The organism is Mycolicibacterium insubricum (assembly GCF_010731615.1).
In the GTDB taxonomy this organism is placed as follows: Bacteria; Actinomycetota; Actinomycetes; order Mycobacteriales; family Mycobacteriaceae; genus Mycobacterium; species Mycobacterium insubricum.
The window spans coordinates 3,872,842-3,885,654 of record NZ_AP022618.1 but is presented as its reverse complement, the minus strand read 5'-3'; the positions used below and the strand labels follow the sequence as shown (position 1 = coordinate 3,885,654).

Here is a 12,813-nt window from a genome sequence, read left to right as displayed (position 1 = left end):
GTGCTGAACTCATGGCCACCGAATCAACCGGCGCACCCGCGTCGCGCACCGGCGTCGAGGTGCTCGGCCGAATCGGACCCAACTGGTTCGCCTCGGTCATGGGTACCGGCATCGTCGCGACGGCCGGCGCGATCCTGCCGGTGCGGCTGCCCGGCCTGTCGGTCTTCACCGACATCGTCTGGGTCATCGCGGCGCTGATGCTGCTGGTGCTGATCGTCGTGGTGGGCGGCCACTGGCTGCGGCACCCGAGAGTGGCGCGCACCCACGCCCGCAACCCGCAGATGGCGCACTTCTACGGCGCCGCACCGATGGCGTTCAGCACGGTGGGCGCCGGGGCGGTGCTGATCGGTCCCAACCTGATCGGCGAGCGGGTGGCGATCGACCTGGCCTGGGTGCTGTGGACCGCCGGGCTCGTCGGCGGATTGTTCACCGCTGCGAGCATCCCGTACCTGATGTTCACCCAGCTGGTCGTCGAACCGGACTCGGCGTTCGGCGGCTGGCTGATGCCCGTCGTGCCACCCATGGTGTCGGCGGCCGGCGGCGCGCTGCTGATCCCGCACATGGCGCCGGGCACCGGGCGGGCGACCATGCTCTACGGCTGCTACGCGATGTTCGGTCTGTCGCTGGTGGCCTCGCTGATCATCATCTCGATGATTTGGAGTCGGCTGGTGCTCTACGGCACCTCCGGCAGCGCCCGGATCCCGACGCTGTGGATCGTGCTGGGTCCGCTGGGGCAGTCGATCACCGTGGCCGGCATGCTCGGCACACACGCCGCAGGAGTGGTCACCCCCCAGCTGGCCACCGGGATGGCGGTGTTCGCGGTGCTGTTCGGGGTGCCGGTGTGGGGATTCGCCCTGCTGTGGATCGCCCTGGCGCTGCTGCTGACGATCCGCACCGTGCGCCGCGGCATGCCGTTCGCTCTGACCTGGTGGAGCCTGACGTTCCCCGTCGGCACCTTCGTCACCGGGACCACGCAGCTGGCCCTGCACACCGGACTTCCGGCGTTTCGGGTCGCCGCCGTCGCCTGCTACACCGCGCTGCTGGCCACCTGGCTGCTGGTCGCGGTCCGCACCACCGGCGGCAGCCTGCGCGGACAACTGTTCGGCCCGGTGCCGACGGCCGCGGTCCCGGTCGGCAAGGACCCGGTGCGGTGAGCGTGATGCGGATCGGAATGACGATGCCGGTGATGGAGCCGGACCTGGACGCCGCGACCCTGCGGACCTGGGCCCGAGCCATCGACGACGGGCCGTTCTCCTCGCTGTGCTGGGGTGAGCGTATTGCCTTCGACAACCCGGACAGCCTCACCCTGCTCGGCGCGCTGGCCGCCTGGACCGACCGGGTGCAGCTGGTGACGACGGTGATCGTGCCGCAGCTGCACGATCCGGTGATGTGCGCCAAGGCAATCGCCACCGGCGACATGCTCAGCGGCGGGCGGCTGACCGTCGGTTTCGGCGTCGGCGGCCGGCACGAGGACTACCGCGCGGTCGGCGCCGACCCGGGGACCCAGACCATTGCCGGCATGGCCGAGAAGGTGGCGATCATGCGCCGGGTGTGGGCGGGGGAGAAGGTCACCGACTCGGTGCTGCCGGTGGGCCCGGCACCGACCCGCCCCGGCGGCCCGCCGCTGCTGGTCGGCACCGTCGGCCCCAAGACCGTGCGCCGGTCGGCGGTCTGGGCCGACGGGCTGGCGGGCACCACCATGGATCTCGACCTCACCCGCCAGGCGGAGTTGTTCGACGTCGCCCGCGAATCCTGGTCCCGCGCCGGCAAACCCGCGCCGCACCTGGCCACCTCGTTCTGGTTCGCGCTCGGGCCGATCGAGGACGCCCGCGTCCAGATCCGCCGGCATCTGCTGCGCTATATGAACTGGATTCCCGCTGAATTCGTCGAGGCGATGGCGCCGAACACCGGATGGGCCGGCGACGAGGAGGCGCTGGCCGGGGTGCTGCGCGATTTCGCCGCGATCGGCACCGACGAGATCCACCTGATCCCGACGAGCACCGACCTCGACCAGCTGCGCCGCGTCTCCGATGTCGTCGCCGACTTCGGCGGGCCGCGCGGGAGCGGAACGTAGGGTGGACGCCAGACGATCCAGCGGCGAGGAGACCGGGTGACCACCAATTTCGGCGCGTACGAATACGAGATCTTCTTCCAGGGCCTGATGGGTGTGCTGCCCGATCTGCCGATGACCCACGCCGAGCTGGCGGCCCGCGCGGCCCAGGCGATGCCGCCGTCGGTGTGGTCCTATGTCAGCTGTGGTGCCGGGGACGAGCGCACCCAGGACGCCAACGTCACCGCGTTCGACGGCTGGGGACTGATCCCGCGGATGCTGGTCGGCGCCGCGCAGCGCGACCTGTCCGTCGAACTGTTCGGAAAGCGCTGGGCTGCACCGCTTTTCCTGGCGCCGATCGGGGTGACCGGGCTGTGCGCGCAGGGCGGACACGGTGACGTGCTGACCGCGCGCGCCGCCAACCAGGCCGGTGTGCCGATGTGCGTGTCCACGCTGGTCGAGGACCCGCTGGAGACCGTGGCCGCTGAATTCACCGAAACCCCGGGCTTTTTCCAGCTGTACTGCCCGACCGACAAGGACATCGCCGAGAGCCTGGTGCGCCGCGCCGAAGCGGCGGGTTACGCCGGCATCGTGGTCACCCTGGACACCTGGGTGCTGGGTTGGCGTCCGCGCGATCTGAGCACGGCGAACTTCCCGCAGCTGCGCGGACAGTGCCTGGCCAACTACACCTCAGACCCGGTGTTCCGGGAGAAGGCCGGCTTCGCCGAGGGCGGCAACCCGCGCGACGTGGTTGGGTTCTGGGCCTCGATATTCGGGCGCCCGTTGACCTGGGACGACCTGGTGTGGCTGCGCGGGCTGACCGAACTGCCGCTGATCGTCAAGGGCATCTGCCACCCCGACGACGCCCGCAGGGCCATCGACCACGGCGTCGACGCCATCTACTGCAGCAACCACGGCGGCCGTCAGGCCAACGGCGGGCTGCCCGCGCTGGACTGCCTGCCCGACGTCGCCGCGGCGGCCGGAGACGTCCCGGTGCTCTTCGATTCCGGGGTGCGTTCGGGCGCCGACGTCGTCAAGGCCCTGGCGCTGGGCGCCAGCGCGGTCGGCATCGGGCGGCCGTACCTCTACGGGCTGGCGTTGGGCGGGGTCGCCGGGGTGGTGCATGTGCTGCGGTCCATCCTGGCCGAGGCGGACCTGATCATGGCCATCGACGGCTACCCCGGCCTCGCCGACCTGACCCCCGACACGCTGCGGCGGGTCACCGCCGCCCGGTGAGCACCGCCGGGTGGTGGCAGACCGCCGTCGTCTACCAGGTCTACATCCGCAGCTTCGCCGACGGCAGCGGCGACGGCATCGGGGACATCGCGGGACTGCGGTCCCGGCTGGACTACCTGAAAGACCTCGGCGTCGACGCCCTGTGGATCAACCCGTGGTACCCGTCCCCGCAGGCCGACGCCGGCTACGACGTCGCGGACTACTGCGACATCGACCCGGTGTACGGAACACTGGGCGCTGCACAGGATTTCCTCGATGAGGCGCACACCGCCGGGCTGCGGGTGCTGCTCGACATCGTGCCCAACCACACCTCGTCGGCGCACCGGTGGTTCACCGCCGCACTCGCCGGCGAGCCGGGTGCGCGTGAGCGCTACCACTTCCGGCCCGGCCGCGGCCCCGGCGGCGAACGGCCGCCCAACGACTGGCAGAGCGTGTTCGGCGGGCCCGCCTGGACCCGGGTGCCCGACGGCAGCTGGTACCTGCACCTGTTCGCTCCCGCCCAGCCCGACCTGAACTGGGAACACCCCGAGGTGCGCCGGGAGTTCGAGGACGTGCTGCGGTTCTGGTTCGACCGCGGTGTCGACGGGTTCCGCATCGACGTCGCGCACGGTCTGGTGAAGGCCGCCGGTCTGCCCGACCGCGACGCCGGCATCGGAATGCTCGACAGCGCAACGCATCCGGCGTGGGACCAGGATGGGGTGCACGCGATCTACCGCGGCTGGCGGTCGGTGGCCGCCGAATACGACCCGGAGCCGGTGTTCATCGCCGAGGCCTGGGTGGCCGACAACGAGCGGCTGGCCCGGTACCTGCGCCCCGACGAGCTGCACACCGCGTTCCAGTTCGACTTCCTGCGCGCACCGTGGCGGGCGGCGAGCCTGCGGGAGGTGATTGACGACGCCACGGTGGCCGCCGCGTCGGTCGGGGCGCCGCCCACCTGGGTACTGTCCAACCACGACGTGACCCGCACGGTGACCCGCTACGCGCGCTCGCAGCCCGAACATCTCGTCGGCACCGACTGGGAGCGCAAGCGCTGGGCACAGGAGGCGGCCGACCACGAACTGGGGCGCCGCCGGGCTCGGGCGTGCGCGCTGCTGCAGCTGGCGCTGCCCGGCACGGCGTATGTGTACCAGGGCGAGGAGCTCGGCCTGGAGGAGGTCGAGGTGCTGCCCGACGAGGTGCGCCAGGACCCGACGTTCGCCCAGTCCGGATTCACCGATGTCGGGCGCGACGGCTGCCGGGTGCCGCTGCCCTGGTCGGGCGGCGCCGCGCCCTACGGTTTCTCACCCGCGGCGGTGCCAACCTGGCTGCCGCAACCCCCGCACTGGGGTGCCCATTCGGTCGCCGCCCAGCGCGACGACCCGTCGTCGTTCCTGTCGCTGTACCGCGCGGCCCTGGCGCTGCGCAACCGGTGGTGGCGCGACGCGGGGCCGCCGCGCTGGCTGGAGTCATTGGACGGCGTGCTGGCTCTGCGCCGCGGTGATCTGGGCTGCTGGGTGAACACCTCGGAGCGTCCGGTGACGCTGCCGGATGGGCTCAGCGTGTTGTTGGCATCGGTACCCGATGCTGTCGCACGGTCTGGAAAAGAACTGGCTCCGGACGCCGCCGTGTGGGTGCAGATCGCACCCACAGCGCTCTGACGTGCGTTGATGGCGGCGCGATCCGCCCTGGTCGTGCCCCGGGGCAGCGTTCCGGTGGCCGCGCAAGATCTTAGGGATTAATTACGTTTCAATACCGGGCGCCTTAAAAACCGGGTCTAACTTAGGTATCACAGGAGCCGTCAGGGCTCGACGAGTTAGCCAGATTGAGAGGTGATGACATGCTGCTCGACCTCCGCTGGGTGCCGTTCCGGTTGTTCCACCGGCACCACCCCGCCCGCTAACCACCCGTCCCGACTTCGGCGGCCGTACACAGTGACTGTGTACGGCCGCATTTTTATGCGCGGGCCGGCCCGGGGTCCGGGCCGGCCCACTCGGGTCAGCTCTGTTTCTGTTTGGCCGCCAGCAACTCGTTCATCACGGTGAGTGTCAGGAAGTTCAACGGACCGCAGTCGGCGAACTGGGAGCTGACGTTGCCGGCGATACCACCCTCCAACGACAGCTTGCCCATCAGATCGAGCTTCAGCACCGGACTGCCCTCGCTGAAATCGAGGTCGGCCAGGTCCACCCAGACGATGTTGGGCCGCGTCGTCGACTCGTAGACGAACCGCTTATTCGTCAAGTCGCACACCGTCTGCCAGATGGTTTGGGACGCGTCGGGTTTGCCGGGATCCGGGATGCGGAACGGCTGGGCGGCGTTGCGCATCACGCTGAACATCGCGGCGATCGCCTCGAGCTGGGTCTTGGGTTCTGACAGCCGGCCGACGTAGTAGGTGGCGCGGGCGAAGCGGTCGGCGGCCAGCGTCGACCCGGGCAGCGGTTTGTCCCCGCCCAACCCGTCGAACTGGCCGACCAGCTTCAGCTGCTCGTCGAACGGCGGGGAGTTCGTCATCACGTGGTAGCTGCGGTCATGGTGGATCTGCAGCTCCCCATCGATGTACTCGATGATGGCCGAGTCCCCGGTGGCATCGTCGAGGGCTAGGTGCAGCTGAGGCTTCTCCCCGGAGGCCGGATCGATCATCGGCGCGACCTGGACGTTGTTCTGCGCCATCCATTCCACCGCCTCGGCGACGGTGGCGAAGTTGTCCAGCAGGTACTGCAGCCAGATCGCCTGGCTCAGTGCCGGACGGGAGTCGTCGAGTGTGCCGTAGTTCGACTCGGCCAGCCACAGGATGTGCCCGCTCAATCCGGCCTCGTTCATGCCGTCGACGGTGAAGATGTCCATGGCGGTGGCCACCACGCTGCCGTACTTGGCGGTCCAGGTCAGTTTCCCGGCGACCCCGTCGTCGCGCTTCGCGCCGCGGGGCAGCTTCCACAGGTTGGTGTCGAGGTCAAAGTGGAAGTCCATGTTTCGGCCGACCAGGACAGCGCCGTTGGCGTCGGGCCACATCACTCGGGTGCACATGGCTGCCACCGTACCGGGCGGCGGCGGTGCGGCCGGTGTATTCGTGCGTCGTTTCGGTTGCGCCTCCTGGTGATCCCCGATGGCCGGGGGGAGTCAGACGTAGAGGCCAGTGAACGGTGCGACCGGGATGTTCCGGATGACGAACCAGATGCCGACGATGACCAGTGTCACGATCGGCGCGAAACGCAGTGTCGTCCAGGATCTGTGGGCCCGGCCGAGAATTCGGTTGCGGGTCCACAGCACGAATGTCACGACGAGGACGATCACGGCCACCAGCGCGAGCGCGTTGTAGTGCAGCGCTGCGGGCAGGTCGCCGTGCAGCAACGAGTACAGCATCCGGCAGGTCCCGCAGCCCGGGCAGTCGATACCCAGCAGCGTCCGGGTCGGGCAGGGCGGGATGAGGCCGCCCGGTGTGGTCGGATCGGCGAACCAGATCGCGGCGCACACCGACCCCGCACCCGCGGCCATTGCAACCGGCGCGACCAACCGGCGCGCGAGGCCCGGAGGCGTCGTGCACCGGTGGCCGGCGGTCGGGTGTTCGGTGGGTTGCTGCGTGGGCAGCATGACGGGTGACCCTTTACATACTCGACATGCTGGAATAGCTCGCCACGTTCACGATGATGGCGATCACGAAGACGATGGCGCCGGCGATGGCGCCCCACATGGCGAACTTCTTGGCGTCGTCGGCGGACTTGCGGGCCGCGTCGTACTGGCCCTGTGCCCACAGCCCGTTGACCTGGGTGGATTTCACGATCGATACGACGCCCAGCGGCAGACAGCAGAGCACGGTGCACAGGATGGCCCAAACCAAGTTATTGTCCGGTGCCGGTCCAGGAGCCCCGCCCGGTTGACCCGGACCGTTTGCCGGCATGCCGCCCGGCTGACCTTCATAAGGGTTTGTCAATGGAGTACCTCACACGTCGTTGCGGGTCGGTGTGCGACCCGGGATTTTGCTGTCCGGGTCAGTCAAACACATTCCCCGGCGGCGCGTGATCACCATTTGGCGGACCGAAATGTCGGCCGAATGCCGCCGGCCCGCAGCCACTGCTCAGCAGCCGGTCGGGTCGCCCCCCCCGGGAAGCAGCCTCGGAAGATCGGCCAGCTTGTCCAGCCCGAGCCGGTGCAGCGGCCCGTCCGGCGGCTCGGCCTCCAGCAGGTGCTCGGTCCAGACATAGATGTGGCCCGGGTGCCGGGCGGGGAATCCGGCCACCCATCGATCACGGGCTGATCGACGCGGCGCCCGTCAGCGGGCGTCGCGCTTGGCCTGGCGACGGGCGCCGGCGGCTTTTGTTCCGGCCTCACGCTTGATTCGGCCGGGATTGGCTCGAGTCTGGTCCGTGGTCACCCGTTTTTTGGCGGCGGACTTGGGGGCGGCCTTCACCGACTTCTTCGCGGCGGTCTTCGCCGGAGCCTTCTTGGCCGGGGCGCCGGTGGCCTGGGCCAGCCGCAGCTCCTTGAGCTCCAGCGCGCTCTGACGTGCCGCGACGCCGAGCTGGCGGCTCACCCGGGCCAGGGCATCCTCGAAGACCTCCGCGCGCGTGGCGTTGCGTACGTTGGCCGGCCGGGCGGCGCCGCGGGCACCTTTGCGCACCACCCGCGCGGCGGCTTCGCGACGGTACACCCCGACATGCTTGTTGCGGGCCCGCCGGACCCGGGCATGCAGATCGAGCAATGCGTCCTCATCGAGTTCGCGCAGCTCGGCGGGCCGGGTCGCGTGGACGAGCTGAAAGTCCGATTCGCTCAACACGTCATGCAGATTGATCGCCATGGTCAAGATTCATACCGTGCGGGCGTCGCTGCGCGTAGCGGTTTGGAGTTTGCCGGCCCGCCTGGTGACGGAACCGGACCCGGGCAGATCGATGCGACGCGTGGCCGTCAGGACACCGTCGTCGGGACCTCGGGGGCCGGCGGCGCGGCAACGTCGGCGCGCAGGCGGCTGCCGACGACGCCGAGGCGGTGCAGCGGTCCGCCGTCGTCCTCGGCTTCCACCAGTGCCAGCAGCAGATGCTCGGTCCCGATGTAGTCGTGGCCGAGCAGCACCGCCTCCCGGAAGGTCAGTTCGAACACCGCGCGCGTCGCGTCCTCGAGCGGGAGCACCTCGTCGGGCTCTCCGTCGCCCGGCGTGACGACGACGGCCGCACGCACGGCACTCGGTTCGATACCCTGTGCGGCAAGCAGTTTCACCGCCCGCGAGTCCGGGTCGCCGAGCAGGCCCAGGGTCAGATGGCCGGGGGTGATGGCCTCGTTGCGCGCGGCGCGGGCGATGTCCTGCGCCGCGATGACGGCGTCGCAGGCGGCCGCGGTGAACCGGTCGAAGGCGTCGGCCTCCGGGGCGGGTGCGGACTCGGATGCGGCGGAGTCGGGTGCGGCAGGCTCGGGAGCTTCGGCGTCGGGAGTGCCGGTCTCCGGGCTTTCCGTCTCGGCGTCGGGAGTCTCGGGTGCCGTGTCCTCGGGAGCCGTGCCGTCGGGGGCTGCGGCATCCGGGGTCACCGGGAGCCCGACGGTCCGGGTCGGCCGTTGCCGTCGGGGAGTGGTGAACCCCTTCGGCGCATCGATGGTGCCGTCGGAGGCCACGACGAAAACCGTTGGGGCGTCGGGCCCGAGCCACAGTGTCAGCGATTCGGCGATCTCGGGATGGCTGAGCAACGTGAAGTGGTGGGCCCGGCCGACGTGTACTCCGTTGCCCGGGTCGAATTCGATACGGCGGGCCCGGTGGGTACCCGACGCGCTGGTGTGCATGACCAGGCCGTCGCCGATGAGCCGGCCGATGGGATGGGTGGGGCTGCGAGTCACCGTCGCCGAGGCGAAGTAATGCCGGGTATCCGGCAGCAGCGGGATCTCGGCGGCGATTACCTTGCCGAGGTCCTCGGGATCGCGCCCGGACCAGTCGGTGTCGACGAGGGATCCGGCGCGCAGGTCGCGGATGCCGCCGCTGCGACGGCGCAGCAGCCGCGCGAATGCCTCAGTCTCCGGCAGCTTCTCCAGCAGCGCCGCACCGTGATGGGCGATGTTCTCCAGCGGCGCCCCCGCGTGCGGGGTGCCCAGGCTGATGGTCGCGCCGACCAGCGCCGGCCAGCTCATCCCCGCCGCCACCGCGTGGTGCGCCGCGCTGCGGGCCACTAGGCCGCCCATCGAGTGGCCGATCAGGCTGATGTCGGTGACCGGTGTCGGCCAGTCCCGTACCAGGTCGTTGATCAGCGCGGCCATGGTGCGCCCGTTGTGCGAGATCCGGCGGCCGGTGTTGTAGCGCAGGTAGACCGGGGTGATGTCGTGCGCGTCGGCCAGGTGCTCGCCGTAGCTGCGGTCGGCGCGGTACCACCACACGTGCTCGGTTTCGACCAGGCCGTGGACGAAGATCGCAATCCGCCCGGTGGCGGTGGGGAAGGCCTCGGCGAGCCGGGTTCGGGTCACCGGGACCGCCAGCCCGTCCTCCCGGACGGTCATCCCGTCGTCGTCGGTCGCGGCCAGCGGGGAACGCGCGTCGGCGAGTTCGTCGCCGATCAGGCCGTTGACGGCGCCGATGATTCCGGCTCCGTACACGGTCTCCGACGGCGCGTACTCCATGGGCAGGTCGGCGACCTTGCCGCTGGCCCAGCCCGCGGCCCGGGTGGACACGCTGATGGTCTTGTACACGCCGTCGGTGATCAGGTCGTGGATCACCTTCACCGGCAGCACCGTCGGTCCCAGGCCGAGCCGGACGATCCGGAACACTCGATCTGAGATGGCGCGGTGGGTGTCGTGGATGCCTTCGGATGCCTTGGAGATCTCGGTGAGCCCCAACTCGGACAGGGCGCGGACCTCGCGGCGTCGTTCCTCGCGGCGTCGTTCCTCGTCGCTGCTACTACTCATGAGCATTGAGTGTACGAGTGTTCACTCAATTTGGAAACGAGGCGCCGATCTCACGGTCGCGAGAAGCAGCGTGTCAGGCTCCGGGCGTGACGTCGCCGGGCTCGCCGCCGCACCGGGCGTGAAAGTCGACCAGCGGCTGACGAATGCCCTGCAGTTCCGATTCCACCTGCGGATTGTCGGTCATATAGTCGGCGACCCTGTTGCGCATCTCGTCCTTGGTCAGGCCCTTGAGCCCGGTGAAGAATCCGTTGACCTCGGGGTGGGTGAACAGGTAGGCCGAGGTTGCCACGGTCACTCCGCCCGCGACGCCGGCCAGGTCCGCGGCGGTGCAGTTCGGTGGTTCGGCTGCTGCTGTCGGCGCAGTCGCTACCAGAGCGGCGACGCCGATTGCGCTTGCGAGGGTCCGGTGAATTCCGGGGGTGTGGAAGGCCATGCTGACTCCTTGGACGGTTCGGGCTGCGGGGTTCCGGTGATGTCCGTGCGGGTCACCAGCCACCGATGGGTCCCCGGCCGCCGCGGCGGCCGGGCGTGAAGATGATCGACGCGCCGCCGTTACCGCACAGATAGTCATAGGTACAGGGATACGGGTAGGCCGGACCGCTGGTCCGTGGCGGCGACGCGTTCGGTGAGCCCCGAACCTCACCCTGGGAGCAGATCGTGGTGGCGCCGGAGGTGGTGCAGTCCGCCGTGGCCGGTGCCGCGGTCACGACTGTGCCCGGCACGGCGCCGATGATCAGTGTGGCGATCAGAACGGTTCGTGTGGTGCCCATGATGTCCCCCGACCGTTACCCGGCGATTGCGTGCTCGATGTTAGCCGCAGTGCGGCTCGGCCCGAGGTGATCTGCCCACCGCGCCGCTACGCGCATCGTGGGCCCGGGGTTATCGTTGGGGCGAAAGACACGGGGTGCCCGCAACGGGCTGAGAACACACCCGCAGAACCTGATCGAGTTCGCACTCGCGGAGGGATGTTGATGGGCACCGCTGAATCGGCGATCGGCAGATTCACCGATGCGCTGCGCGAACAGAACCGGGACATCTGGGACCGGTCGGTATCGCACCGATTCGTCCGCGAGTTGTTCGACGGGAGCATCGACGACGGAGTGCTGGCCGGCTATCTCGTGCAGGACTACCGGTTCATCGACAGCTTCCTGGTGTTGCTCGGGTCGGCCGTCGCCAGCGCCGACGCGCTGGCGCCGAGGCTGCGGCTGGCCCGCTTCATCGGCGAGATCGCGGGGGAGGAGAACACCTACTTCCTGCGCGCCTTCGACGCACTCGGCGTGACCGAGGAACAGCGACGAGAGATTCCGGACACCGCGCCGACGACGGCATTCACGGCGCTGTTCCGGGAGGCCGCCGAGACCCGCGAGTACGCGGCGATCCTGGCGGTGCTGCTAGTCGCCGAGTGGCTCTACCTGGACTGGGCGTCGCGGGCCCCCAAGCCGCTGCCGGAGAACTTCGTGCACGCGGACTGGATCACGCTGCACGACTATCCCGAGTTCCGCCAGATCGTCGCGTTCCTGCGTGCCGAACTGGACCGGGTCGGGCCCGCGCGGAGCGCCATCGCGGAGGATTTCTTCGCCCGGGCCGTCGCGATCGAACTGGCGTTCTTCGACGCCGCCTACCAGCATCCGGTCGACGGGGCGCGCCGGTAACTCGCTTTGGGCATGCTGATCGGGACCGCTGGCCGGGCAACGTGTTCCGTTATGCGCCCGGGCCCGGTCTGTTACGCGTTCGAGCCGATGTTGTTCGGCCGCAGATCCGCGGTCGGCGGCTAGGGTCGTGGCTACGTTCGGAACAGGGCTCCGTGACCGTCGCTGCACCGGGCCGTTCGCGGAATCGAGGGGCCGGTGCCGGCCCCGGAGAGGCAACGTGGTGTTGGGGTATCGGCAGGCCGGAGGTTCAGGCGCCGGAATGCGGGTGAGGCTGCCCGCCGTCCTGGGGGCCTGGGTCCTGGCGCTGGGTAGTGCTGTCCCCGCCGGTGCCGATCCGGTCGTCGCCGAGGAGATGCACGTCGACCCCGCTGCCCTCCCGGGCCGGCCGGGCCCGGCGGCCATGCTGGACCCGACGGACCCGATGGCACCCGCACCCGACGGCACGGTGGTCTCGGCGCCGCCGGTGACCTCGGTGTCGCCGGACGGTTGGACGCTGACCGTCGGCGCCAAGGACGAGACCCTGCGGCCGGTGGCCCCGCTGACCACGGCGTTGTCCTCGCGCGACTACGAGGTGGGCGGGGTGTTCAACGGTTCGGTCAGCGGCCCCGACGAGGGGGAGTCCCCGCGGGGCGTGCTCGAGGTGGGCTATCAGATCGGCTGCGGCGTCGACATGTCCACCTCGCAGGGCGTCACCCTCAGTGGCAGCGTCGGGGTGACTCCGGCGATCGGCGTCCTCGGCCTCGACGACGGGACCGGTACGGTGGCCGACGGCATCCTGCCGCAGTTGGCGACGCCGGTGGTGGGGGGCATCGCGATCGGCATGAAACCGGGCATTGTGCACATGGTCCCGGTCTCCAAGAAGGAGTACCGGGGCGCAGATCCGTGGGTGTCCGTTAACGGTTTCCGCGTCAAGATCGACGGCTGTGTGGGCGAATCGTTCATCCGCTCCTATGCGGTGCTGACCCGCTCCACCGAAGTCTCCGACTCCATCCAGGCCTACTACGGGACCACCAAGAAGGTGTGACG

Annotated in this window: 14 protein-coding genes and 1 riboswitch; of the genes, 6 read left to right on the top strand and 8 right to left on the bottom strand. The window is 69.7% G+C overall.

The window, feature by feature from the left end; translation table 11 throughout:
• The first annotated feature begins 11 nt into the window (after positions 1-11).
• From G6N16_RS18300 to G6N16_RS18285, 4 genes are all read left to right on the top strand, one after another.
• A complete protein-coding gene (locus tag G6N16_RS18300; RefSeq protein WP_083029120.1) occupies positions 12-1,154 on the top strand; it encodes a TDT family transporter in 1,143 nt (380 codons plus the stop codon).
• Positions 1,155-1,171: 17 nt separating this feature from the next.
• Positions 1,172-2,074, top strand: a complete 903-nt coding sequence (locus G6N16_RS18295; RefSeq protein ID WP_083029203.1) for an LLM class flavin-dependent oxidoreductase — start codon at positions 1,172-1,174, stop codon at positions 2,072-2,074.
• A gap of 87 nt (positions 2,075-2,161) precedes the next feature.
• A complete protein-coding gene (locus tag G6N16_RS18290; protein WP_083029202.1) occupies positions 2,162-3,286 on the top strand; it encodes an alpha-hydroxy-acid oxidizing protein in 1,125 nt (374 codons plus the stop codon).
• On the top strand, positions 3,283-4,923 hold the full coding sequence (locus tag G6N16_RS18285) for a glycoside hydrolase family 13 protein (RefSeq protein ID WP_083029119.1): 1,641 nt from the start codon (positions 3,283-3,285) through the stop codon (positions 4,921-4,923). The genes G6N16_RS18290 and G6N16_RS18285 overlap by 4 nt, the downstream gene beginning before the upstream one ends.
• A 337-nt stretch (positions 4,924-5,260) precedes the next feature.
• Here the strand turns inward: G6N16_RS18285 and G6N16_RS18280 are convergent, their stop codons facing one another.
• From G6N16_RS18280 to G6N16_RS18245, 8 genes are all read right to left on the bottom strand, one after another.
• On the bottom strand, positions 5,261-6,286 hold the full coding sequence (locus tag G6N16_RS18280; protein WP_083029118.1) for a bile salt hydrolase: 1,026 nt from the start codon (positions 6,284-6,286) through the stop codon (positions 5,261-5,263).
• A 93-nt stretch (positions 6,287-6,379) separates the two neighbouring features.
• Positions 6,380-6,754 carry a DUF2752 domain-containing protein gene (locus G6N16_RS18275; RefSeq protein WP_234805709.1) on the bottom strand — a complete coding sequence of 125 codons (375 nt, stop codon included), beginning with the start codon at positions 6,752-6,754 and terminating at the stop codon, positions 6,380-6,382.
• A gap of 109 nt (positions 6,755-6,863) precedes the next feature.
• The gene (locus tag G6N16_RS18270) at positions 6,864-7,190 is read right to left on the bottom strand and encodes a CD225/dispanin family protein (RefSeq protein WP_083029116.1); all 327 of its coding nucleotides are present in this window, start codon (positions 7,188-7,190) and stop codon (positions 6,864-6,866) included.
• Between the two features lie 144 nt (positions 7,191-7,334).
• The gene (locus tag G6N16_RS18265) at positions 7,335-7,496 is read right to left on the bottom strand and encodes a hypothetical protein (RefSeq protein ID WP_163787704.1); all 162 of its coding nucleotides are present in this window, start codon (positions 7,494-7,496) and stop codon (positions 7,335-7,337) included.
• A gap of 33 nt (positions 7,497-7,529) precedes the next feature.
• A complete protein-coding gene (locus tag G6N16_RS18260) occupies positions 7,530-8,054 on the bottom strand; it encodes a hypothetical protein (protein WP_083029115.1) in 525 nt (174 codons plus the stop codon).
• Positions 8,055-8,161: 107 nt separating this feature from the next.
• Positions 8,162-10,135, bottom strand: a complete 1,974-nt coding sequence (locus tag G6N16_RS18255) for an esterase/lipase family protein (RefSeq protein ID WP_083029114.1) — start codon at positions 10,133-10,135, stop codon at positions 8,162-8,164.
• 73 nt (positions 10,136-10,208) lie between these two features.
• On the bottom strand, positions 10,209-10,568 hold the full coding sequence (locus tag G6N16_RS18250) for a heme-binding protein (protein WP_083029113.1): 360 nt from the start codon (positions 10,566-10,568) through the stop codon (positions 10,209-10,211).
• A 52-nt stretch (positions 10,569-10,620) separates the two neighbouring features.
• On the bottom strand, positions 10,621-10,905 hold the full coding sequence (locus G6N16_RS18245; RefSeq protein WP_083029112.1) for a hypothetical protein: 285 nt from the start codon (positions 10,903-10,905) through the stop codon (positions 10,621-10,623).
• A gap of 120 nt (positions 10,906-11,025) precedes the next feature.
• Positions 11,026-11,118, top strand: a riboswitch (TPP riboswitch).
• Here G6N16_RS18245 and G6N16_RS18240 point away from each other — a divergent pair.
• The gene (locus G6N16_RS18240; RefSeq protein ID WP_083029201.1) at positions 11,107-11,787 is read left to right on the top strand and encodes a TenA family protein; all 681 of its coding nucleotides are present in this window, start codon (positions 11,107-11,109) and stop codon (positions 11,785-11,787) included. It overlaps the preceding riboswitch by 12 nt.
• Before the next feature lie 259 nt (positions 11,788-12,046).
• Positions 12,047-12,811 (top strand): MspA family porin, encoded by a 765-nt coding sequence (locus G6N16_RS18235; protein WP_083029111.1) that lies wholly within the window; start codon positions 12,047-12,049, stop codon positions 12,809-12,811.
• The last annotated feature ends 2 nt before the right edge of the window (positions 12,812-12,813 follow it).

Bases quoted from the DNA above. Each gene is read 5' to 3' on its own strand.
- G6N16_RS18300 (WP_083029120.1), top strand. From the start codon at position 12: ATGGCCACCGAATCAACCGGCGCACCCGCGTCGCGCACCGGCGTCGAG.
- G6N16_RS18295 (WP_083029203.1), top strand. From the start codon at position 1,172: ATGACGATGCCGGTGATGGAGCCGGACCTGGACGCCGCGACCCTGCGG.
- G6N16_RS18290 (WP_083029202.1), top strand. From the start codon at position 2,162: ATGGGTGTGCTGCCCGATCTGCCGATGACCCACGCCGAGCTGGCGGCC.
- G6N16_RS18280 (WP_083029118.1), bottom strand. From the start codon at position 6,286: ATGTGCACCCGAGTGATGTGGCCCGACGCCAACGGCGCTGTCCTGGTC.
- G6N16_RS18275 (WP_234805709.1), bottom strand. From the start codon at position 6,754: ATGGCCGCGGGTGCGGGGTCGGTGTGCGCCGCGATCTGGTTCGCCGAT.
- G6N16_RS18260 (WP_083029115.1), bottom strand. From the start codon at position 8,054: ATGGCGATCAATCTGCATGACGTGTTGAGCGAATCGGACTTTCAGCTC.
- G6N16_RS18255 (WP_083029114.1), bottom strand. From the start codon at position 10,135: ATGAGTAGTAGCAGCGACGAGGAACGACGCCGCGAGGAACGACGCCGC.
- G6N16_RS18250 (WP_083029113.1), bottom strand. From the start codon at position 10,568: ATGGCCTTCCACACCCCCGGAATTCACCGGACCCTCGCAAGCGCAATC.
- G6N16_RS18245 (WP_083029112.1), bottom strand. From the start codon at position 10,905: ATGGGCACCACACGAACCGTTCTGATCGCCACACTGATCATCGGCGCC.
- G6N16_RS18240 (WP_083029201.1), top strand. From the start codon at position 11,107: ATGGGCACCGCTGAATCGGCGATCGGCAGATTCACCGATGCGCTGCGC.
- G6N16_RS18235 (WP_083029111.1), top strand. From the start codon at position 12,047: ATGCGGGTGAGGCTGCCCGCCGTCCTGGGGGCCTGGGTCCTGGCGCTG.